Origin of the sequence: Micrococcus luteus (assembly GCF_022664405.1) — a bacterium.
GTDB classification, from domain to species: Bacteria; Actinomycetota; Actinomycetes; order Actinomycetales; family Micrococcaceae; genus Micrococcus; species Micrococcus luteus.
On sequence record NZ_JAKRLB010000007.1, the window covers coordinates 41,328 to 63,169 of the forward strand.

A 21,842-nucleotide genomic window follows, 5' to 3' on the forward strand; every position below is an offset into this window, starting at 1 on the left:
ATGAGGGGATGGACCTGCTTCCCGAGCTGCGCTGGACCGCCGCCGCCCTGCCCGCCACCGAGCTCACCCTCGTGGCCGTCTTCTCCCCCGAGGACCAGACGGTGCGCGCCTCCGGCGTGGCCGTGCCGGAGGACTCGGAGCCCCCCGCCGCCGCGATCGGGCGCCTCCTCGAGACGCTCATGGACCGGCTCGTGGCCCTGGACCCGGAGACCGCCGACCGCGAGATGAACCCGCGCCCCGTGGAGCCGCGCCCGGGCGTGTCCCAGCCCGTCGCCGACGCCCTGGCCGCCTACGCCGCGGGGGACGTGGCCGCGCTCGACGCCCTCGACGTCACCCAGCCGGGCACCGCGTTCCGGCAGCGGGCGTGGCGGGAGCTGCGCGGCATCGCCCCCGGCTCCCCCGCCACCTACGGCGGCCTGGCCGAGCGGTGCGGGGCCCCGCGGGCCGTGCGCGCGGCCGGCGGGGCGTGCGCCGCCAACCTGGTGGCCGTCGTCGTGCCCTGCCACCGCGTGGTGCGCGCCGACGGCGCCGCCGGCCACTACCTCTACGGCACCGCCGCGAAGCAGGCCCTGCTGGCCCACGAGGCGGCACACGCGGGCTGACCACCCCTCCCCCCGGGCAACGTCGGTTGAGTTGTCACGGGTCCGGGGCACGCACACCCGTGACAACTCAACCCGCGTTGCGGGCGGGGAGCCGTCTCGGGTGGCCGGGTGGCCGGGGGTCGGCGTCGGGCGCCGGGGAACGAGAAGGGGCCGGGCCGCGCGCTCCACGCACGCGGCCCGGCCCCCGACGCTCGAATGCTCAGACGGAGAGCTTGTCCACGATCGCGTTGAGCGTCGCGGACGGACGCATCACCGAGGTGACCTTCTCCAGCTCCGGCGCGTAGTAGCCGCCCAGGTCCACCGGGGAGCCCTGCACGCCGTTGAGCTCGGCCAGGATGGTCTCCTCCTGGGCCTCCAGCTCCTCGGCGATCGGCTTCGCCGCGGCCGCCAGCTCGGCGTCCTCGGTCTGCTTCGCCAGCTCGCGGGCCCAGTACAGCGCCAGGTAGAAGTGGCTGCCGCGGTTGTCCAGCTCGCCGACCTTGCGCTTCGGGGACTTGCCCTCGATCAGCAGGGTGCCGGTGGCGGCGTCCAGGGTGTCCGCGAGCACCTGCGCGCGGTGGTTCTCGTTCGCGACCGCCTCGTGTTCGAAGGACACGGCCAGCGCGAGGAACTCACCGAGGGAGTCCCAGCGCAGGTGGTTCTCCTCCAGCAGCTGCTGCACGTGCTTCGGGGCGGAGCCGCCCGCGCCGGTCTCGAACAGGCCGCCGCCGTTGAGCAGCGGGACGATCGAGAGCATCTTCGCGGACGTGCCCAGCTCGAGGATCGGGAACAGATCCGTGTTGTAGTCACGCAGCACGTTGCCGGTCACGGAGATGGTGTCCTCGCCGCGGCGGATGCGCTCCACCGAGAGCTTGGTGGCCTCCACCGGGGAGAGGATGCGCAGATCCAGGCCCTCGGTGTCGTGCTCCTTGAGGTACTCCTCGACCTTCTTGATGAGCTCGCGGTCGTGGGCGCGGGTCTCGTCCAGCCAGAACACGGCCGGGGTCTGGGACGCGCGGGCGCGGGTCACGGCCAGCTTCACCCAGTCGCGCACCGGGACGTCCTTGGTCTGGCAGGCGCGCCAGATGTCGCCGGCCTCGACCTCGTGGGAGAGCAGGGTCTCCCCGGCGGAGTTCTTCACGGCCACGGTGCCCGCGGCGTCCATGATGAACGTCTTGTCGTGCGAGCCGTACTCCTCGGCCTTCTGCGCCATGAGGCCCACGTTCGGGACGGTGCCCATGGTGGTGGGGTCGTAGGCGCCGTTGGCCTTGCAGTCGTCGATCACGGCCTGGTAGACGCCGGCGTAGGAGGAGTCCGGGATGACGGCCAGGGTGTCCTGGGTCTGGTCGTCCTTGTTCCACATGCGGCCGGAGGTGCGGATCATGGCGGGCATGGAGGCGTCCACGATCACGTCGGAGGGCACGTGGAGGTTGGTGATGCCCTTGGCGGAGTTCACCATGGCCACGTCCGGGCCGTTCTCGTAGGCGGCGGCGATGGCGGCGCGCACACCCTCGGCGGTCTCGGCGTCGAGCTTGTCCAAGCCGCCCTCGATCGCGGCGAGGCCGTTGTTCGCGGACAGGCCGGCGGCGGCCAGCTGCTCGCCGTACTTCTCGAACAGCTCGGAGAAGTAGGCCTTCACGACGTGGCCGAAGATCACCGGGTCGGAGACCTTCATCATGGTGGCCTTCAGGTGCGCGGAGAAGAGGATGCCCTCCTCCTTGGCGCGCTTGACCTGCTCGGCGAGGAACGCGTCCAGGGCCTTGGCGGACATGAACGTGCCGTCCACGACCTCGCCCTTGAGGACCTTCAGGCCCTCCTTGAGCACGGTGGTCTTCCCGTCCTCACCGGTGAACTCGATCGTCAGCACGTCGGCGGCCGGCAGGGTCACGGACTGCTCGTTGGCGCGGAAGTCGTCCGCGCCCATGGTGGCGACGGCGGTCTTGGAGTCCGGGGTCCACTCGCCCATCGAGTGGGGAAAGCGCTTGGCGTACGCCTTCACGGCCTTCGGGGCGCGGCGGTCCGAGTTGCCCTCGCGCAGCACCGGATTCACGGCGGAGCCCTTGACGGAGTCGTAGCGCGCCTTCGCGTCCTTCTCCGCGTCCGTCTTCGGCTCGTCCGGGTACTCCGGCAGCGCGTAGCCGTGCGCCTGCAGCTCCTTGATCGCGGCGCGCAGCTGCGGCACGGACGCGGAGATGTTCGGCAGCTTGATGACGTTGGCCTCGGGGGTCTTCACGAGCTCGCCGAGCTCGGCGAGGGCGTCCGCGGTGCGCTGCTCCTCGGGCAGGACGTCCTTGAACGCGGCGAGGATGCGGCCGGCCAGCGAGATGTCACGGGTCTCCAGCTCCACGCCGGCGGTGCCCGCGTAGGCGCGCACGATCGGCAGCAGCGACGCGGTGGCCAGCATGGGCGCCTCGTCCGTGAGCGTGTAGATGATCTTCGACATGCGGATGATCTCTCCTTCTGGCCGCACTCGAGACGCGGCCCTCGTCGGCAGGGAACGGGTGACTCGCCGCCAATCTACCCGGCGTCTCGGACGCGCCACACCGTGTGTGGCTCGGCGTCAGCGCCCCCGGCCGTCGCCGGTGCCCTCGCCGGGCCGGGAGGGATCGCCCGGGTACCAGGGGGGCGTCGGGTCGGAGGGGGCGCCCTCCGACGACGGCGGCGTGGATCGTGGCCGGCTCAGGTGCCCCGCACGGCCTGGGCGATGAAGAAGGAGACGACCAGGCCGAGGGGCTCCACACCATCGGCCCGCCCCGCTCAGCCGTGGAAGAAGTGGCGCGCCCCGGTCAGGTACAGGGTCACGCCGGCGGCCTCGGCCGCAGCCACGACCTCCTCGTCCCGGACGGAGCCGCCCGGCTGGACGACGGCCTTCACGCCGGCGTCGATGAGGATCTGCAGCCCGTCCGCGAACGGGAAGAACGCGTCCGAGGCGGCCACGGACCCGCGGGCCCGCTCGGGGGCGCCCTCCCCGGAGACGTTCTCGGCGCCGCCGGCGCTGCTCACGTCCTGCCCGCCGGTCTGCGCGGCGCCCAGGGTGTTGGCGCGCTCGACGGCCAGGCGGCAGGAGTCGAGGCGGTTGACCTGGCCCATGCCCACGCCCACCGTGGCGCCGTCGTGGGCCAGCAGCACGGCGTTGGACTTGGCCGCGCGCACGGCGCGCCACGCGAAGGCCAGGTCAGCCAGGACGGCCTCGTCGGCGGCGGGGCCGGCGGCGAGGGTCCAGGTGGCCGGGTCGTCGCCGTCCGCGTCCACCGCGTCCGCGATCTGCAGCAGCATGCCGCCGGAGACCTGCTTGGCCTCCACGGCGTCCCGCAGGAAGCCCTCGGGCAGGCTCAGCAGGCGCAGGTTCTTCTTGGCGGAGAGGATCTCCAGGGCCTCGGGCTCGAACGCCGGGGCCACGACGACCTCCGTGAACACGTCCTTCACCTGGGCGGCCATGGCGGCGGTGACGGGGCGGTTGGCCGCGATCACGCCGCCGAACGCGGAGACCGGGTCGCACGCGTGGGCCTTGGCGTGCGCCTGCGCGATGTCCGTGCCCTCGTCCGTGACGGCCACGCCGCACGGGTTGGCGTGCTTGACGATCGCCACGGCCGGGACCGGGTGGTCGAAGGCGGCGCGCACCGCGGCGTCGGCGTCCACGTAGTTGTTGTAGCTCATCGGCTTGCCGTGCAGCAGCTCGGCCTGCGCGATGCCGGGGGCCGCCGAGGAGTCCAGGTACAGCGCCGCGGGCTGGTGCGGGTTCTCGCCGTAGCGCAGGATCTGCGCGCGCTCGAGGGAGAAGCCGGCGTAGGGCGGGAACACGGGGATCTCGTCGGCGTGCGTGTCCTCGCCGAAGTGGGCGGCGGTCCAGGCGGCCACGGCGTTGTCGTACGCCGCGGTGTGGGCGAAGGCCAGGGCGGCCAGGCGCCGGCGGGCACGCAGGTCGAAGCCGCCGGACTGCGCGGCCTGGACGACCTCGCCGTAGCGGGCCGGGTCCACGACGATCGCCACGGACGCGTGGTTCTTCGCCGCCGCGCGCACCATGGACGGCCCGCCGATGTCGATCTGCTCGACGACGGCGTCCTCCGCGGCGCCCGAGTTCACGGTGTCCACGAACGGGTAGAGGTTCACGACGACGAGGTCGAACGGCTCCACCTCGAGCGCGCGCAGCTGGGTCACGTGGTCCTCGCGACGACGGTCCGCCAGGATGCCCGCGTGCACGCGCGGGTGCAGCGTCTTCACGCGGCCGTCCAGGCACTCCTGGAACCCGGTGACCTCGGCGACCTCGGTGACGGGGACGCCGGCGGCGGCGATGCGCTGGGCGGTGGAGCCGGTCGAGACGATCTGCACGCCCGCGGCGTGGAGCCCGGTGGCGAGCTCCTCGAGGCCGGTCTTGTCGTACACGGAGATCAGGGCCCGCTTCAGGGGCACCGTGTCCAGGACGGTGGTGGTGGGCTGGGCAGAGGTCACGAGGGGGCGCTCCTTCGAGGGGGTCCGGGTGTCCTCCAGCATAGGCCGGGCCGCATAATGGCCCAGGCGTCCGCGTGACGGACCGCCCCCCACTCCACCCGACGAACGGGAGCCGACCATGTCCTCCGCCACCCCGCCCCGCCCCAGCGCCGACGGCGCGCACCCCGGGCCCGCGCCCGACGTCGTCGCCCCCGACGCCGCCCTGCCCACCGGTGAGGCGGTCGTCCAGGAGCTGCCGTGGCGCTGGTCCGTCCAGGGCCGCATCTTCCTGATCGGCGGCCTGGGCTTCATGTTCGACGCGTGGGACGTCACGCTCAACGGCGTGATGATCCCGCTGCTGCGCGAGGAGTGGGCCCTGGACAAGGCCGACGCCGCGTGGATCGGCACCGCCAACCTCATCGGCATGGCCGTGGGCGCGTTCCTGTGGGGCACCATCGCGGACCGCATCGGCCGCAAGGCGGCGTTCGCGTGGACGCTGGCGATCTTCTCCGTGTTCACGATCGCAGGCGCGCTGACCGACTCCCTGCTGTGGTTCGCGCTGTTCCGGTTCGTGGCCGGCATGGGCCTGGGCGGCACGATCCCCGTGGACTACGCGCTCGTGGGCGAGTTCACCCCGCGCCGGCTGCGCGGTCGCGTCCTGGCCGCGATGGACGGCTGGTGGCCCGTCGGCGCCGCGCTGTGCGGCCTCGTCTCCGCCTGGCTCGTGGGCACGTGGGGCGACTGGCGCCTGCCCCTGCTGGCCATGGTCCTGCCGGCCCTGCTCGTGTTCGTCGTGCGCCTGGGCATCCCCGAGTCCCCGCTGTTCCTGATGAGCCGGGGCCGCGAGGCACAGGCCCGCGCCGTCATCGACCGCATGGTGGCGGCCACCGGCGCGCCTCGCCGGCCCTACACGATGCCCCCGGCCGAGCCGGCCCGCTCCGGCGGCGTCGGCGCGCAGCTCGCCGCGGTCTGGCGGTTCTCCCCGCGCATCACCGCGGTCGCCTGGGCCCTGTTCGTGGCCATCATGCTCGTCTACTACATCGCGCTGCAGTGGCTGCCGACGTTCCTCATCGACGCCGGCTACGCGGAGGGCCGCGCCTTCATCATGACCTCCGGCATGGCCGCGGCCGGCCTGCTCGGCGTGGTCGTGGCCACCGCGCTGATCGAGGTCACCGGCCGCCGCTGGCTGCTGGCCGTCAGCGCCGTCGTCGCGAGCGCCCTGACCGTCTGGCTGGCGAGCGTGCTGGACGTGCCCGCCGCGGTGCTGCCGCTCGTGCTGGCGTTCGGCTTCGTGGTGCAGGTCGCGATCCCGGTGCTCTACACGTACGTCTCCGAGCTGTACCCGACGACACTGCGCGCCTCCGGCTTCGGCTGGGCGTCGGCGGCCTCGCGGGTGGGCGCGGGCCTGGGTCCGCTGCTCTTCGTGGGCATGCTGGTCCCCGCCCTCGGGCTGCCGGGGGCGTTCGCCGTCACCGGCGGGCTCGTGGTCCTGGCCTGCGCGGCGATGCTGGCGCTGGCCCCGGAGACCCGCGGCCGCGCCCTCGAGGTCAGCGCCGACTGAGCTCGCCGAGCACGCGCAGCAGCAGGGCCCGCTCCTGGACCTTGATGCGCTCGTGCAGCTCGGCCTCGGTGTCCGTGTCCAGCACGGGCACCGCGGCCTGGGCGAGGATCGGGCCGGTGTCCACGCCCGCGTCCACCACGTGCACGGTGCAGCCGGTGACCTTCACCCCGTGCGCCAGCGCGTCCCGGACGCCGTGGGCCCCCGGGAAGGAGGGCAGCAGGGCCGGGTGGGTGTTGAGGATGCGGCCCTCGAACCGCTCGAGCAGCGGGGCGCCCAGGATCCGCATGAACCCGGAGCACACGACCCAGTCCGGCGCGTAGGCGGCGACGGCGTCCGCAAGCGCCTCGTCCCACGCGCGCCGGTCCGCGTGGTCCTTCGGGGACACCACGAACGTCTCGATCCCGTGGGCGCGGGCGCGCTCGAGGCCGCCGGCGTCGGCGACGTCGGCGCCCACCGCGGCGATCTCCACGTCCAGGGCGCCGGAGGCGACGGCGTCGAGGACGGCCTGCAGGTTGGTGCCGGAACCGGAGACGAGGGCAACGATGCGCATGCGCCCATCGTAGGGTGAGGGGGTGTCCGCCCCCGTTCCCTCCTCCCCGCCCCGCCCGCCGCAGGGCGCCCCGGACCCCGGCCGCGTCCGCACCGGCCGTGCCCTGCTGTGGCAGTCCGTGGCGCTGCTGGGGATGGTGCTCTCCTTCTCCCTCGTGCTGCCGTGGAAGCTGATCGCCCTCGCGCTGGGGCTGGTCGCCCTCGTGCTCGGCGTGCGCGTGTGGGTCACGAGCCGCGGCGCCGAGCGCTCGGGGCTGCCCCGCGCGGTGGCGTCCGCCGGCATGGCGATGGCGCTGATGGGCATGACGACGGCGGCGCTGCCGCTGCTCGCGTGGGACGCGACGGTCCAGCTCGAGCAGTGCAGCGCCTCCGCGCTCACCGTGCGGGCGCAGCAGGCGTGCGCGGACGAGTTCACCCGTCAGGTGGAGGAGCGCACGGGGGTGCCCCAGCTGCGGCCCTGAGCCGCGGGCGTCAGTCCCGCGCCCGGCGCGGGGACGGCCGGTCGCGCGGGCCCGAGGCACGGTCGCCGGACCGCGGCGCCGTCGTCGTCCCGTCCCGGTGCCCGGCCACGGCCAGGGCGGTGAGGTAGCCGGCCGCGCAGCCCAGCGCGACCCACCCGGCGACGGCGGCGGACACCGCCCAGACGTGGGGGCCGATGTCCGTCAGCGTGCCGAGCCCGAGCGTCCCGGAGGTGAGGGCCAGCGGCACGAGCAGCAGCAGCCCGGCGAGCAGTCCGGTGAGCACGGCCAGGGCCAGCGTGGACAGTGTCAAGGACACCGCGCGGCTGCCGTGACGGGTGTGCAGCCAGTCGTCGAGGTGGTTCTCCCCCTCCCGCAGCAGCCACACGCCGGCCACGGCGCCGGCGCCGATCGGCACGGCCAGCAGGAGCAGCTGCCACGGCGACCACGTCACGGGCAGCGCACCCAGCACCGGGAGGGCAGGCGCGGTGGCCGGCGTCGCGCCGAACACGGAGTAGAGGCTGTCCGCGCCCACGGAGAACCCCGGGCCCGCCGTCCACGCGATCGACCACGCGGTGAACGTGGGCAGCCAGCCGATCTGCAGCAGCGCCACCAGCAGGCCGCCCAGCGGGCCGCCCCCGATCGCCTGGGCCACGGTGACGACGGCGGCCCACTCGACGGCCAGCCGCCCCGCCACGAGCAGCGCGTTCAGGCCCGTCAGGGCGAGCACGGCGACGGCCGCGGCGCGCACCACGGACCACGCGTACGAGCCGGCCCAGCGTTCGTACTGCGAGCGCCGCGAGATCCGCTCCGTGAGGTCCAGGCCGATCAGGTGCGCCCAGGTGCCGGCCTCGCGCCGCGCCCCCGCGAGGGCGGCGACGCCGAAGAGCAGGGCGGGCAGCAGCGCCGCCGGGGCGGGGTGCGCCGTCAGCTCGTCCGTGCCGGGCAGGAACGCCACGGCCAGCCCCACCAGGGCGTAGGCCCCCACCGCGCCCACGAAGGCCTGCCACGCCTGGTCCCGGTAGGACGCGCGGGCCAGGCGCCGGCCGGCCCGCCACGACAGCGCGAGCGGGACCAGGGTCAGGCCCCACGGCACGAGCCACGCCGTGCCGGTGATGAGATGATCCGGCGCGGTGGGCATGGCCGTGGCCACGGTGACGGGCACCGCGTGCAGGGCCAGCCACAGGACGCCGCCCACCTGGACGGCACCCTCGATGGTCGGCCGCTCGAACCCGCCCGTGGCCCACACCGCGAGGGTGGGGACCATGACCGCCAGCAGGCTGATCATCGCCGTGACGAGCGCCTCGACCACCCCCTGCAGCCACAGCGGCAGGGGGACGGGGCGCAGCAGACGGGGCGCAGCGGGGCGGGAACTCACCCGTCCATGGTGCCACCCGACTCCGGGCGGCGCCTGGACGGGGCGGGCCGCGCGGGCCGGTGCGACGACCGTCACGCGCCCCGAGAGTTCACCGCGGGGTCACCGGGCCGTCGTCGGCGGGTGTCCCGGCCGTGGTCCGGGGTCCTTAGCGTCGGCCACGTGCGTGTCGTCGTGGTCGCCGAATCGTTCCTGCCCCATATGAACGGGGTCACCAACTCCATCCTCCAGGTGCTGCGCCACCTGCGGGAACGGGGCGACGAGGCGATGGTGGTCGCCCCGGCCGCCTCGTGGTCCGCCGGGTGGACCCAGCGCGCGGGCGCCGGTGAGGCCCCCCGCGAGGTCGAGGGCTTCCCCGTGCGCACCCTGCCCTCCGTGCCCCTGACCGGGTACACCTCCGTGCGGGTGGCCGCCGGCACGGTGGGCCGGCTGCGCGGCATGCTCGCCGACTTCGCCCCGGACGTGGTGCACATCGCCTCCCCCTTCGTGCTGGGCTGGCGCGCGGTGCAGGCGGCCGAGGAGCTCGGCATCCCCTCCGTGGCCGTCTACCAGACCGAGGTCCCCGGCTACGCGGCCCGGTACGGCGCCCCGTGGCTGGAGGACGTCCTGTGGAGCCACGTGGCGCGCCTGCACAACATGGCCACGCTGACGCTCGCGCCGTCGTCGTTCACCGTCCGACAGCTGCACCGCCAGGGGGTGCGGCGCGTGCACCTGTGGGGCCGCGGCGTCGACTCCCGCCGATTCCATCCCGCCAAGCGCGACGAGGCGCTGCGCGCGCAGCTCGCCCCGAACGGCGAGAAGCTCGTGGGCTTCGTGGGGCGGCTGGCGCACGAGAAGCAGGTCGGGGACCTGCGGGTGCTCTCGGACCTGCCGGGCACCCGCCTCGTGGTCATCGGCTCCGGGCCGCTGCGCGAACAGCTCGAGCGGGAGCTGCCCGGCGCCCACTTCGCCGGCTTCCAGGGGGGCGAGGACCTCGCGCGCCACGTGGCCAGCCTGGACCTGTTCGTGCACCCCGGCGAGTCCGACACCTTCGGCCAGACGCTGCAGGAGGCGATGGCCTCGGGCGTGCCCGTCGTCGCCGTCGGCCGCGGCGGCCCCCTCGACATCGTGGACGCCTCCCGCACCGGCTGGCTCTACCCGCCCGGCGAGCTGGACGAGCTGCGCCGCCACGTCGCGGACCTCGTGTACGACGACGTCAAGCGGGCCGCGTTCGCCGACGCGGCGTGGGCGTCGGTGCAGGGCCGGACCTGGCCGGTGCTGTGCGAGCAGCTCATGGGCTACTACGAGAAGGCGATCGCGGTGCAGGAGCGCCGCCGCGTGGAGCTGGCCCGCCGGCTGCTGACGGCGCCGTCGCTGCTGGCCGCGCGCGTGTTCGGCTGAGCCCCGGCCGACGTCGCCCGCCTGGCCGACCTCGTCAACGACGCGACCGTGGAAGGCCCGCGCTGAGCCGAACGTGGGGCCCGGGGTGGCCCGCGTCTCATTTCGGCAACAGAGCGCACTCCCTGTCAGGATGGGCGTCAGGCACCGCGGCCTCCTCCGACCGCGGCGCGCCACGGCGGGGGCACCGCGGGGCGTCTCTACCCCGACGTCCGAGGAGGACACCATGAATGAGTCTCTGGAGACCCTGCGCGACGAAGTGTTCGCGCGCAACCCCGGCGAGGCCGAGTTCCACCAGGCGGTGTCCGAGGTGTTCGAGGCGCTGGGACCGGTGATGCAGCGCCACCCCCAGTACGTCGAGGCCGGGGTCATGCACCGCCTCTGCGAGCCGGAGCGCCAGATCATCTTCCGCGTCCCGTGGATCGACGACGCCGGCGTCGTGCAGGTCAACCGCGGGTTCCGCGTGGAGTTCAACTCGGCGCTCGGCCCGTACAAGGGCGGGCTGCGCTTCCACCCCTCCGTGTACCTCGGGATCGTCAAGTTCCTGGGCTTCGAGCAGATCTTCAAGAACTCGCTCACCGGCATGCCGATCGGCGGCGGCAAGGGCGGCTCGGACTTCGACCCCGCCGGCAAGTCCGACCGCGAGATCATGCGGTTCTGCCAGTCCTTCATGACGGAGCTGCATCGCCACATCGGTGAGCACACGGACGTGCCGGCCGGTGACATCGGCGTGGGCGCCCGCGAGATCGGCTACATGTTCGGCCAGTACAAGCGACTGACCAACCGCTTCGAGGCCGGCGCCCTCACCGGCAAGGGCCTGACGTGGGGCGGCTCGCTGGTCCGCACCGAGGCCACCGGCTACGGCGCCGTGATGTTCGTCGACTCCATGCTGCGCACGCGCGGCGAATCCATGGACGGCCAGCAGGTGCTGATCTCCGGCTCCGGCAACGTGGCCATCTACGCCGCGGAGAAGGCCGCCGCGCTCGGGGCCACCGTGCTCACCGCGTCCGACTCCTCGGGCTACATCGTGGACCCGGACGGCCTCGACCTGGACCTGCTCAAGCAGATCAAGGAGGTCGAGCGTGCCCGCATCTCCGAGTACGCCGAGCGCCGCGGCGGGCGGTCCCGCTACGTGACCGGCGGCAGCGTGTGGGACGTCGAGGGCACCGTGGCCCTGCCGTGTGCCACCCAGAACGAGCTCGACGAGTCCGCCGCGCGGACCCTGCTGAAGAACGGGGTGAAGGCCGTGGCCGAGGGCGCGAACATGCCCTGCACCGAGGCGGCCTCCCACCTGTTCGTCGACTCCGGGACGCTGTTCGGCCCGGGCAAGGCCGCCAACGCGGGCGGCGTGGCGACGTCGGCGCTGGAGATGCAGCAGAACGCCTCGCGGGACTCGTGGAGCTTCGACTACACCCACGACCGGCTCGAGCAGATCATGCGTGACATCCACGACCGTTGCGTGGAGACCGCCGAGGAGTACGGCACGCCCGGCAACTACGTGGCGGGGGCCAACATCGCCGGGTTCATCAAGGTCGCCGACGCGATGATCGCCCAGGGCGTGGTCTGAGTCCCCGCCCTGCCCCTTCCGTGATCCTCCGCCGCCCTGCGACATCACCGCCGTTCTGACGCGCGGTGATGTCGCAGGGCGGCGGTCGCTTGAGGGCACCCGACTCCTGCACAGGCCCCCCGACGTCGGGTGCCCTCCACCGTCGGCGCGGCCGACCCGTCGCGCCCCGGACGGGCCCACGAGACTGGGCCGCATGACCCTGCTCTCCGACCACTCGCGTGCGCTGCTCCCGGGACGCGGGCCCCTGCTCAGCGCGGCGGACCCTCACGACGGGGCGGCGCGGCGCCGTCTCGAACGCGCCTGGACCCGCGGGGTCCTCGTGCGGCTCTGCCCGCGCGTCTACATCAGCGTCGGCGACTGGGCTGCGCTGCGTCCGTGGGACAGGGCGGTCGTGTCCGCCGTCGCCCTCTCGATCGCCCGCCCCGCGACGGTGTTCACGGGCCTGACCGCGGCCCGGCTGCACGGTCTGGGGCCGGCCGTCGAGCCGCCCGCGCTCGAGCTGCGCGCCCCCTCGCCCGGGCATCACGGCGCCGGTCCGCTGACCCGCCGTCCCTTCGCCCCCTCCGTGGTGGCCCACGATCGCCGGCTTCCCGTCCCGCCGCGCCGCCGACCCCGGTGGGGGCTGCCGGAGGCGGCCCCCGCCGCGCCTCAGCCGGTCGAGGCCGTCCTGTCGGACGGGCAGAGCCTGGGAACCGTCCTGGCGGATCCGCTGCCCACGGTGCTGCTGGTGCTGGGGGCGGCCACCCCGTTCCGCGACGCCGTGGCCCCGCTGGACGCGCTCGTCCGAGCCCGGCCCGAGGAGGCCGCACGCTGGGCGAGGCAGGCGGAGAGCCGACTCAAATCCGCGGCCGCCCTCCGCCGATTCGAGCGGGCCTGGCACTTCGCGGACGCGCGGGCGGAATCCGCCGGCGAGTCCTACAGCCGGGCCAGCATCCACGAGCTCGGCTTCGTCCCGCCCACGGCGCTGCAGCATCGCCACCGGGATGCGAACGGACGCGAGGTGGCCCGCACGGACTTCTGGTGGGAGCAGGTGCGGGTGTACGGGGAGTTCGACGGGCTGGGCAAGTACGACCTGTCGTTCTTCGACGGTGACGACACGGCCCGCCGCGCCAGCATCCGCCGGGAGAAGGAACGGGAGGTGGCCCTGCAGCTGGTCACCCGGGCGGGTGCGCATTGGACGTGGGGAGACCTCCTGCGGCCAGACCGGCTGGCGCGGATCCTCACCGCCGCGGGCGTCCCCCGCTCGGTCTGATCCACGGCCGTCCCACGGGCCCGGTCCCGACTCGGCGAGCCCGAGCGGTCGACCTCCGCTCTGCGACATCGCAGCCGTGCTGCACGGCGGTGATGTCGCTGGGCGGCTGTCGGGCGGTCAGCAGCCCACCTCGGCCCACCTCAGCCGGCCAGGGCCGCCCGCTGCTCGGGGCTGATGCGCACGGGGCGGCCCGTCTGCCCGTCGACGAACACCATGACGGACGTCGCGGTGGCGCAGAGGGTGTCGTCGACGCCGTCGTGCAGGGCGTAGCCCACGTGCACCGAGGCGGCCTTCACGGCGTCCACGCTCACCACCACGCGCAGTGGCACGGGGCGGTAGGGCATCTGGGCCCGGTACTTCACGGTGTGCTCGGAGATGAACGTCCGCACACCGGGGGCCACCCCCTCGAGCAGGTCGATCGGCGGGGCCTGCCCGCCACCGGCGCCGGTGTTCGCGGGCACGCCGAAGGCCGCCACGCGCGCCTCTTCCAGCAGCTGCACCACGGCGATGTTGTTCACATGGCCGTAGGCGTCCATGTCCGCCCAGCGCAGCGGGATGCGGACCTCGACGGAGCGCGAGGCGGTCATCGGGCGGCCTCCTCGTCCGCGGACCGACCGTCGCGCTGCGCCGCGGCGTCGAGGGTCGCCGGCGCCTCGTCGTCGCCGAGGATGTCCTCGCGCCAGGCCTCGGGCTGCACGTCCACGAACTCGACGGGCAGGATGCCCAGGTCCTCGAGCTGATTGGACAGCGTGGCCCCGTCCGGGCCGTAGCACCACGGGATGCCCGGGGTGGAACGGCGGGTGTCCTCCGCCCGACCGCCCGCGAGCAGCGCCTGCGAGGGGGTCAGCTGCCGGATGACGATCGCCTTGACCCGGTCGGGGTGGCGCTGCGCGAACTCGGCGTAGATCTCGGGGTCGTGCTGGCCGTCGTCGCCCACCAGGATCCACTGGATGTCCGGGAACTGCTCGGCGAGGCGCTCGAGCTGGACCCTCTTGTGCTCCTGGCCGGAACGGAACCAGCGGTCCTTCGTGGGCCCCCAGCTGGTCAGCAGCAGGGCGCCGAGCGGGTAGAGGTTGCGGCCCAGGAAGCGGGTGAGGGTCTGCGCCACGTTCCACGCGCCCGTGGACAGGTACAGCACGGGGGCCTTCGGCTCGAGCTCGGCGATCCGGCGCAGCAGCACGGCGATCCCCGGGGTGGGCGTGCGGGCGTGCTCGTCGATCACGAACGAGTTCCAGGCCGCCAGCAGGGGGCGGGGCAGCGAGGTGACCACCACCGTGTCGTCGATGTCCGAGACCAGGCCGACCCGCGCACCCGGCTCGCAGATGTACAGGTCCATGACGGCGCGCTCCTCCTGGCCGCCGACATGGAGGGTGGCGGTCTGCCAGCCGGGCTCCAGCTCGACGTCCAGCACGACGTCGACGACGCCCATCCGGTCCGTGCGCACCGTGGTGCGCAGGTTCCCCACCTGCACCTCCACCTCGGCGTAGGCCATGGGCGGGGCCACGAAGTTGCGCCAGCCGCGCACGCCGTCCGCCACCACCTTCGACAGCCGACGGCCGTTCATGAACTCCTCGTCGGAGGCGATCACCACGCGGGAGAGGAGCCGCACCCAGCTGGTGCTGCCGTAGCCCGTGAACGCCATGACCGTCGGCACGTGGCCGGCACGCAGCGCACGGGAGCGGTGCCAGCGGTTCCACCCCTCCTGCAGGTGGGTGGCGACGTTCTCCACGGGGGTGGGGTCACCGAGAGGGGCCAGGCGGCCGCGCCGGGGCGCGGGCGTGGGGGCGTCGGAGGCTGCGGGCATGCGCCCAGTATTCCGCACCGTGCGCTCTCAGCGGGTCTCGGGGACCAGCGCGGTCAGGCGGTCCAGCATGCGGCCGACCTTGCCGTTCTCGATCGCGGCGGCCACGTGCCCGTCCGCGAACCGCTCGCCGCGCACCAGGTAGGTGAACAGCGTGCCGAGGTCGGCCAGGGACGCCTCGGCGATGCCGGCCTCGCTCACCCGGTCCACGTTCCGCAGATAGTCGACGTCGATGCCCGCCAGCTCCTGCGCGGCCACGAGGCCGGGGAACACGCGGTCGTCGTAGTCCGGGTAGACGCCGCCGAGGGTGCCGGGCGCGGGGGCGCCGTAGGAGGCGATCGGCCGGGCCTCGGTGCCGTAGCCGGCGGCGAGCAGCTCGCGCAGCGCACGCACGGCGGCCACACGCTGGGGCGTGGGGGTCTGCGGGCCGGTGAGGGTGGCGTCGTCGTCGGGGGTCGGGAGGGGGTGCTCGGTCATGGCGGCTCCTCTGTTCGGGGGTCGGCTCCATTGTCCCGCGTCCGGTCCGGCGTGTCCGGGCCCCCGCCTAGGCTCGGGGCATGAGCCCCGCCCTGCCTCGCCCCGCCGAGCTGCGCGCGATCGCCCTCGACGCCGCCCGCGCGGTTGCCGACGACCTCGCCGCCGCCTTCCGCTCCCCCACCGCCATCGGGCCCGAGGCCAAGACCACGCACCACGACCTGGTCACGGTCCACGACCGGCGCACCGAGGCCCGGCTCGTCGCCGCGCTCACGACGGCGGTCCCCGGCTCCGGCGTGCTCGGCGAGGAGCTCGGGGCGCAGGCCGGCACCGGTGAGGCCGCCCGGTTGACCTGGATCGTCGACCCCATCGACGGCACCTCCAACTTCGCGCACGGCTTCGCGATGTTCTCGGTGTCCCTGGCCGCCGAGGTCGACGGCGAGGTGGTGGCCGGCGTCGTGCTGGACCCCGTGGGCCGGCTGGCGTTCTCCGCCGACGCGGACGGCGCCTACCTCACCCGCGGCGACGGGCCGGAGCGCCCGCTGGCCGAGGTCGGCCGGCCGGCGCCGGCCGGCGGCGAGCGCGCCCAGAACCTCGTGACCTCCTATCCGGCGGGCGAGGCGCTCGCGCGCGAGGGCGAGGACGCGCTGCGCCGCTTCGGACGTCTCGTGACCGCCCACGCGACCGTGCGCCGCACCGTCTCCGGCGCCCTCGAGCTCGCCCACACGGCGGCGGGCTGGGCCGACGCCGCGCTGTACGTGGACACCAAGCCCTGGGACGTCGCGGCGGGGCAGCTGATCCTGCGCCGCGCCGGGGGCAGGTGGCTCACGCCGGACCCGGCCGCGCCGTCGTCGGGCCGGCTCGTCGACGACGGCCCGCGCGCCCACACGTGCCCGTTCGCGCTCGCCGTCGCCCCGGGCCGCGAGGCGCCGACGACGGCGGCGGTGCTGGGTGACATCGTCGCCTCGCGGGCGACCGACCATGTATAGAGTGGATGTGAGCCCGATCTCAGCGCCGCGCCCGACGGCGCCCGTCCCGGCATGCCAGGAGGCCCCGATGACCCAGCAGCACCATGACACCGACGACGCCCCGTCGATGCAGCGCCCCGATCCGGTCGCGGAGCCCGGGGACCACCTGATGTTCGAGCACCCGGACGGCGAGGCCGTCCTGGTGCTGGACGAGGACCAGGTCTGGCGACTGCTGGGCCGCGTGGGCCACGCGCGCCTCGGGCTGGCCGTGGACGGGCGGCCGGACATCGTGCCGGTGAACGTGCGGGCCCACGACGGCGCCATCTACTTCCGCACCGCGCCCGGCTCGAAGCTCGCCGAGCTCACGGTGAACCCGCGCGTCGTGGTGCAGGCCGACGGGATCCTGGCCGACCAGGCCTGGTCCGTGCTCGTGCACGGCACCGCGCGCCGCCTGGACACGGAGGCGGAGATCGCGGAGGCCGAGTCCCTCGGCATCGAACCGTGGGTGCCGACGCTCAAGGACTTCTACGTCCGCGTGGACGTCCAGCGCGTGTCCGGCCGCCACTTCGTGTTCGGCCCGCACCCCGAGCGCAACGAGTCCCAGACCGACTGAGCCGCCGGCAGGACGCGTGGGCTGAGCCGGACGGCTCAGCCCACGTCCGCCGGGCTCAGGGCTGCGCCGGGGGCTGTCCGCCCTCGCCGCCCGCCGGGGGCTGGCCACCGCCGGGCCCGCCCATCCCGCCCTGCTCCTGCTCAGTGGTGGTGTCGATCGGGACGTCGATGGTGATGGCGAAGCCCTTCTCCACGGAGCCCGTGATCTGCGGCAGCTGCGTCTCGTAGCCGTCCGAGAAGACGTTGTCCGTCTCGAGGCTGACGTCGGCGAAGTTCTCCGTGGACCCGTCGTAGGCCGAGGTGGCGTAGACCTGCGCGGACTGCTCCTCGGGCATGGCGATCTGGGAGGTGAGGACGTTGTTCGTCGCGTCCGTGATGGACGCCTTGTCCGGGAACACCTCGAAGTGCAGGTGGGGCCACCGGCCGTCGTAGCAGCCGGGCCACACCGTGGTGAAGGTGACCGTGCCGTCGTCGCCCACCACCTGGACGCCGCGCAGGTAGGTCTCCTCCGTGATGCCGTCCGAGTACATCGAGTAGCGGCCCTGCGCGTCGGCGTGCCAGAGGTACACGGCGGCGCCGGTCATGGCGGCGTCGCCGTTGGCCATGTCGATCACGTTCATCGTCACCCTCAGCGGGACGCCCTCGGCGGCGGTGCCCGTGTCGATGCTCGTGGTCAGGTCGGAACGTTCGATGCCGGACGCGTCGAGCACGTCCGGGCCGTTGGAGCCGCCGCCCGGGTACGGGCGTGCGTTCTCGGTGACCATCTCGGTCAGGGTGGCGGACGGCGAGGCGCTCGCCGCCGACGAGGAGGAGGCCGCGGGTGACGAGGAGCCGGCGCTCGCCGACGTCGAGCCGGAGGAGGACGAGGCGCCCTCCTGGACACCGCACGCGGCGAGGACGAGGGCTCCCGCCCCCGCGCCGAAGATGCCCAGCGCGTTGCGGCGGGAGACGAGCGTGCCGACGTCGAAGGCGGCGCCCTGGTCCTCGACGTCCTCGGCCGGGCGGTGGAAGGCCCGGCCCTCGAAGGTGGGCGTGACGGCGGGGGCCTCGCCTCCCTCGGAGACCTGGGGGAAGGGACGGCGGGAGCGGATCGAGAGCCAGGGGCCATGGAGTTCCTCTCGTGGGGCGCCCGCCGGGTGGCGGACCGCGTCGAGAGGCCAGCATGGCAACGGATGCCGGACGTTTTCGTGAGATCGGCGGGATGGTTCCAGGACATCTCCTGGGCGGTTTCTGACACGGGCGGGACCGCCGGCGCCTCGGTCGACGTCTCAACTACCTGCCGGTCCAGCTCCGTTGCTGAAACATGCACCTGGAAAGGTGGCGCACACTCTCAGGGTCGAGTCAGCGATTCCGGCGCCGGGCCGCGTCAGACCTCCGGGGCCTCCCCCAGGTGGCTCGGCGCCCACATCGCCAGGCGGGTCTGCACCACGACGACGTTCGGCCCGTCCGCCTGGAACGCGCGCTCGAGCGCGCCGCGCACGTCCTCCACTCCCACCGTCTCGGCGGGCACGCCGAAGGAGGCGGCGAGGGCCTGGAAGTCCGGCCGGTCGAGCTCGGTGGCCGTGGCCTTGCCGAACGCGCCCTCCATGTACTCGCGCAGGATGCCGTACCCGCCGTCGTCGATGATCAGCCACGTCACCGCCGCACCGTGCTGCCGGGCGGCCGCGAGCTCGGCGAGGGAGTACATCGCCGAGCCGTCGCCGGCGACGGCGAGCACGCGCCCGTCGATCCCGGTGCGGCCCTGGTGTGCCAGGCCCACCGCGCCGCCGAACGCGGCCGGGAACCCGTAGCCGAGCCCCCCGGCGCCCTGCGCCGAGTGGAACTCGCCGTCCTGCGCGTCCCAGCAGTTCCACGCCCAGTAGGCGGCGATGGTCATGTCCCAGTACGTCTGCATGGTCGACGGGACGGCGGCGCGGATGTCCGCCAGGAGCCGGCGCTCCACGCCGAGGTCCTGGGCGTCGAGCCGGGCGGTGATGCGCGCGTTGACGTCGGCGACCACCTCGGCCGGGGTGCGGCCGTGCCAGACGGCGGCGTCCTGCGCCACCGAGCCCGACTCGCGCAGCGCCGCGGCGAGGGCGTCGAGCGCCTGGCCGGCGTCGGCGCGCACACCCAGCGTGGGGTGGTTGGTCTCCAGCACGCGCGGCTCCGCGTCCACCTGGATGAGGCGGCCGCGCGGCTCGAGCGTGAAGTAGTTCGAGGTGACCTCGCCGAGCGAGGAGCCCACCACGAGCAGCACCTCCGCGTCCTCGAGCAGGTCCGTGACGAGGCGGTCCTCCACCCAGCCGCCGAGGCTGAGCGGGTGCTCCCACGGGAAGGCGGTGTTGCCGCCCGGCGAGCAGACCACGGGCGCCTGGAGCAGCTCCGCGACCTCCTGCAGGCTCTCCATCGCGGCCCGGCCGGAGCGGCGCACACCGCCGCCGGCCACGATCGCCACCCGCCCGGCCCCGCGCAGCCAGCGCACGGACTCGGCCACGAGCTCGGCGCGCGGCGGATGGTCGTAGGGCACGGCCAGGGCGTCCTCGACCGGGGGCACCATCACCTCGCCGAGCAGCACGTCCTGCGGGATCTCGACCCACACCGGCCCCTGCGGCACGGTGACGGCCTCGGCCCACGCGTCCTGGATCGCGGACGGGATGCCCGAGGCGTGGTGCACCGTGAACTGGGCCTTGGTGACGTTGCGGGCCGAGGCCTTCTGGTCGTCCAGCTGGTGCAGCATGCCCTTGCGCCGGGCGCCGAGCCCGGACAACGGGATCTGCGAGGCGATCACCAGCATCGGCACGCCCGTGGCGTAGGCCTCCTGCAGGCCGGCCAGCGAGGTGAGCGCGCCGGGGCCGGTGGAGAGGAACAGCACCCCGACCTCGCCGGTGGCCCGGGCGTACCCGTCGGCGGCGAAGGCGGCGTTGTTCTCCACGCGGTTCGAGACGAACTCCAGCGGGGAGCGGGACAGGGCGTCGAAGAGGCCCAGGGCGTGCTGGCCCGGGATGCCGAAGACCGTCCGCGCGCCCAGGGCGTGGAGCGTCTCCACGGCCAGGTCGCCGCCGTTGCGCCGCGGGGCCGCCGTCGTCGTCTGCTCGTCGGTCATCGGCCCGGCTCCTCACCGGCGGCCGCGCGGGTGGCGCGGCGGTCGGCCATCAGGGAGATGAGGTCATAGGCCACATGGGAGGCGGCGACGCCGGTCAGCTCGGCGTGGTCGTAGGCCGGGGCCACCTCCACCAGGTCTGCGCCCACGATGTCGAGCCCGCGCAGCCCACGCAGGATCTCGAGCAGCTCGCGGCTCGTGATGCCGCCGGCCTCGGGGGTGCCGGTGCCCGGCGCGTGCGCGGGGTCGAGGACGTCGATGTCCACCGAGATGTAGAGCGGCCGACCCCCGATGCGCTGGCGCAGCTGGTCCACGATCTCGTCCACGCCCTGACGGAACACGTCCGAGGAGGTGACGATGCCGAAGCCCATGCGGTGGTCGTCGTCGAGGTCCTTCTTGCCGTAGAGCGGACCGCGCGTGCCCACATGCGAGATGGCCTCGGTGTCCAGGATCCCCTCCTCCACGGCGCGGCGGAACGGCGTGCCGTGGGTGTACTCGGCCCCGAAGTAGGTGTCCCACGTGTCCAGGTGGGCGTCGAAGTGCAGCAGGGCCACGGGCTCACCCGCACGGGCGGAGGCGGCGCGCAGCAGCGGCAGCGCGATGGTGTGGTCGCCGCCGATGGTCATGAGCGAGGAGCCGTCCTCGGTGAGGTCCATCGCGTCCTGCTGGATCGCCTCGATGGCCTCGCCGATGTCGAACGGGTTCACCGCCATGTCCCCGGCGTCCACCACCTGGGCCTGCGCGAAGGGCGAGGTGTCCGTGGCGGGGTTGTACGGGCGCAGCAGCCGCGAGGACTGCCGCACGTGGCCGGACCCGAAGCGTGCACCGGGGCGGTAGGAGACGCCGGCGTCGAACGGCACGCCGACCACCTTGATCTCCGGGGCGATGCCGGCCGCGGCCGCCTCGTCCAGGCGCGGCAGCAGCGCATAGGTGGGGGCGCCTCCGTAGCGGGGCACGAGGGCGGAGTTCACGGGGCCGAGGCGGCCGTTGTCCTCGACGCGGGGGATCTCGAGCATCTGGATGTCCTCTCTGGGCGGTTCGGTTCGGTTTGGTCGGTCTGGTCTGCCCGGCGCGGGCGTGCCGCACGGTTCACGCGTGGCCCACGAGGGTCCACAGCACGACGGCGGGGCGGTCGTCCGGATTGGCCCACGAGTGAGGCTCGCGGCCGGGGAAGGTGACGGTGTCCCCCTCCTCCAACAGGTGCACGGCCTCGGTGGTCCGCAGCTCGAGGCGGCCGGTGACCACGTGCACCGCCTCCACGCGACAGTCCACGGTGTACAGCTCCGTCTCCCCGCGGCCGTGCGGCGCGATGTCAGCGCGCAGGATCTGCAGGTCGCGACTGCCGCGCGGGGTGATCAGGCGCTCGCGGATGCCCTCGCCGCCGAGGCTGACCGCGGGGGCGTCGGCGAGGCGCACGACCGTCACCTCGGGCGCGTCCAGGACGTCGCCCGGGCTCGCGCCGAGCACCTGGCACAGGGTCACGAGCGTGCTCACGGACGGGCTCGTCAGGTCCCGCTCGAGGCGGGAGAGGAAGCCCTTGCTGACGCCGGCCGCCTCGGCCAGCTGGGCCACGGTGAGCCGCCGCGCCTCGCGCAGCGCGCGCAGCCGACGGCCGATCAGCGCCTGGCCCGGCGCGGTCTCGAGCGGGAGGGCCTTCATCGCGCTCCTCCCGACGTCGGCCAGGCGACATCGCCGACGTCACCCTGGACGACATGTTGTCTGATAAGCAACATGTGTTTACCGTAGACCCGGATCGTGTG

The 21,842-nt window shown here is 74.0% G+C and carries 19 protein-coding genes; 8 read left to right on the top strand and 11 right to left on the bottom strand.

All coding sequences use genetic code 11. The features are described from left to right. Nucleotides 1-8: 8 nt before the first annotated feature. Entirely contained in the window at nucleotides 9-602 is a 594-nt protein-coding gene (locus MF605_RS04685; RefSeq protein ID WP_134416276.1) for a methylated-DNA--[protein]-cysteine S-methyltransferase, read from the top strand. A 199-nt stretch (nucleotides 603-801) separates the two neighbouring features. Here MF605_RS04685 and MF605_RS04690 read toward each other — a convergent pair whose 3' ends face one another. Together MF605_RS04690 and purH are read right to left on the bottom strand one after the other, a co-directional pair. After that, nucleotides 802-3,024, bottom strand: coding sequence for an NADP-dependent isocitrate dehydrogenase (locus MF605_RS04690; protein ID WP_134416274.1), 2,223 nt, complete (start codon nucleotides 3,022-3,024; stop codon nucleotides 802-804). A 314-nt stretch (nucleotides 3,025-3,338) separates the two neighbouring features. Continuing rightward, nucleotides 3,339-5,030 carry a bifunctional phosphoribosylaminoimidazolecarboxamide formyltransferase/IMP cyclohydrolase gene (purH, locus tag MF605_RS04695; RefSeq protein WP_063189041.1) on the bottom strand — a complete coding sequence of 564 codons (1,692 nt, stop codon included), beginning with the start codon at nucleotides 5,028-5,030 and terminating at the stop codon, nucleotides 3,339-3,341. A 118-nt stretch (nucleotides 5,031-5,148) separates the two neighbouring features. Here purH and MF605_RS04700 point away from each other — a divergent pair, with 118 nt between their 5' ends. Further along, on the top strand, nucleotides 5,149-6,570 hold the full coding sequence (locus tag MF605_RS04700; RefSeq protein ID WP_063188952.1) for an MFS transporter: 1,422 nt from the start codon (nucleotides 5,149-5,151) through the stop codon (nucleotides 6,568-6,570). On the opposite strand, the gene purN is transcribed toward MF605_RS04700, so the two are convergent. After that, complete coding sequence (gene purN / locus MF605_RS04705) at nucleotides 6,557-7,120, bottom strand: phosphoribosylglycinamide formyltransferase (protein ID WP_069941533.1); 564 nt, start codon at nucleotides 7,118-7,120, stop codon at nucleotides 6,557-6,559. The two genes, MF605_RS04700 and purN, sit on opposite strands and share 14 nt — an antisense overlap. 22 nt (nucleotides 7,121-7,142) lie before the next feature. On the opposite strand from purN, the gene MF605_RS04710 reads away from it, so the two are divergent. After that, nucleotides 7,143-7,580: a hypothetical protein gene (locus MF605_RS04710; protein WP_036382019.1), complete on the top strand. Its 438-nt coding sequence runs from the start codon at nucleotides 7,143-7,145 to the stop codon at nucleotides 7,578-7,580. A 10-nt stretch (nucleotides 7,581-7,590) separates the two neighbouring features. Here MF605_RS04710 and MF605_RS04715 read toward each other — a convergent pair whose 3' ends face one another. Next, complete coding sequence (locus tag MF605_RS04715; RefSeq protein WP_225348305.1) at nucleotides 7,591-8,955, bottom strand: cell division protein PerM; 1,365 nt, start codon at nucleotides 8,953-8,955, stop codon at nucleotides 7,591-7,593. A 159-nt stretch (nucleotides 8,956-9,114) separates the two neighbouring features. Here MF605_RS04715 and MF605_RS04720 point away from each other — a divergent pair, with 159 nt between their 5' ends. The 3 genes from MF605_RS04720 (at nucleotide 9,115) to MF605_RS11990 (ending at nucleotide 13,148) form a co-directional block, all read left to right on the top strand. Beyond that, on the top strand, nucleotides 9,115-10,332 hold the full coding sequence (locus MF605_RS04720; RefSeq protein WP_134416272.1) for a glycosyltransferase family 4 protein: 1,218 nt from the start codon (nucleotides 9,115-9,117) through the stop codon (nucleotides 10,330-10,332). A 223-nt stretch (nucleotides 10,333-10,555) separates the two neighbouring features. Then, nucleotides 10,556-11,896, top strand: coding sequence for an NADP-specific glutamate dehydrogenase (gene gdhA, locus MF605_RS04725; RefSeq protein WP_134416270.1), 1,341 nt, complete (start codon nucleotides 10,556-10,558; stop codon nucleotides 11,894-11,896). 193 nt (nucleotides 11,897-12,089) lie between these two features. Further along, nucleotides 12,090-13,148 carry a hypothetical protein gene (locus MF605_RS11990; RefSeq protein WP_134416268.1) on the top strand — a complete coding sequence of 353 codons (1,059 nt, stop codon included), beginning with the start codon at nucleotides 12,090-12,092 and terminating at the stop codon, nucleotides 13,146-13,148. A gap of 140 nt (nucleotides 13,149-13,288) precedes the next feature. Here MF605_RS11990 and MF605_RS04735 read toward each other — a convergent pair whose 3' ends face one another. Genes MF605_RS04735 through MF605_RS04745 form a run of 3 tightly spaced genes read right to left on the bottom strand, consistent with a single transcriptional unit; the run spans nucleotide 13,289 to nucleotide 15,426 of the window. Then, entirely contained in the window at nucleotides 13,289-13,735 is a 447-nt protein-coding gene (locus MF605_RS04735; protein ID WP_002853740.1) for an acyl-CoA thioesterase, read from the bottom strand. Continuing rightward, a complete protein-coding gene (locus MF605_RS04740) occupies nucleotides 13,732-14,952 on the bottom strand; it encodes an App1 family protein phosphatidate phosphatase (protein WP_044659013.1) in 1,221 nt (406 codons plus the stop codon). Before MF605_RS04740 ends, MF605_RS04735 begins: the two co-directional genes overlap by 4 nt. 27 nt (nucleotides 14,953-14,979) lie before the next feature. Continuing rightward, nucleotides 14,980-15,426, bottom strand: coding sequence for a DUF6508 domain-containing protein (locus MF605_RS04745; protein ID WP_044659014.1), 447 nt, complete (start codon nucleotides 15,424-15,426; stop codon nucleotides 14,980-14,982). Between the two features lie 80 nt (nucleotides 15,427-15,506). Here MF605_RS04745 and MF605_RS04750 point away from each other — a divergent pair, with 80 nt between their 5' ends. After that, a complete protein-coding gene (locus tag MF605_RS04750; protein WP_044659015.1) occupies nucleotides 15,507-16,412 on the top strand; it encodes an inositol monophosphatase family protein in 906 nt (301 codons plus the stop codon). 67 nt (nucleotides 16,413-16,479) lie between these two features. Next, nucleotides 16,480-17,004 carry a pyridoxamine 5'-phosphate oxidase family protein gene (locus MF605_RS04755; protein WP_020621599.1) on the top strand — a complete coding sequence of 175 codons (525 nt, stop codon included), beginning with the start codon at nucleotides 16,480-16,482 and terminating at the stop codon, nucleotides 17,002-17,004. A 55-nt stretch (nucleotides 17,005-17,059) separates the two neighbouring features. Here MF605_RS04755 and MF605_RS04760 read toward each other — a convergent pair whose 3' ends face one another. The 4 genes from MF605_RS04760 to MF605_RS04775 all read right to left on the bottom strand — a co-directional run bounded on the left by MF605_RS04760 (nucleotide 17,060) and on the right by MF605_RS04775 (nucleotide 21,741). Then, nucleotides 17,060-18,094, bottom strand: coding sequence for a dioxygenase family protein (locus MF605_RS04760; RefSeq protein ID WP_044659026.1), 1,035 nt, complete (start codon nucleotides 18,092-18,094; stop codon nucleotides 17,060-17,062). A 275-nt stretch (nucleotides 18,095-18,369) separates the two neighbouring features. Further along, nucleotides 18,370-20,085 carry a thiamine pyrophosphate-binding protein gene (locus tag MF605_RS04765; protein ID WP_044659016.1) on the bottom strand — a complete coding sequence of 572 codons (1,716 nt, stop codon included), beginning with the start codon at nucleotides 20,083-20,085 and terminating at the stop codon, nucleotides 18,370-18,372. Further along, on the bottom strand, nucleotides 20,082-21,098 hold the full coding sequence (gene speB / locus MF605_RS04770) for an agmatinase (protein WP_044659017.1): 1,017 nt from the start codon (nucleotides 21,096-21,098) through the stop codon (nucleotides 20,082-20,084). Before speB ends, MF605_RS04765 begins: the two co-directional genes overlap by 4 nt. 73 nt (nucleotides 21,099-21,171) lie before the next feature. After that, nucleotides 21,172-21,741, bottom strand: coding sequence for a type II toxin-antitoxin system RelB family anti-toxin (locus MF605_RS04775; RefSeq protein ID WP_044659018.1), 570 nt, complete (start codon nucleotides 21,739-21,741; stop codon nucleotides 21,172-21,174). Between the last annotated feature and the right edge of the window lie 101 nt (nucleotides 21,742-21,842).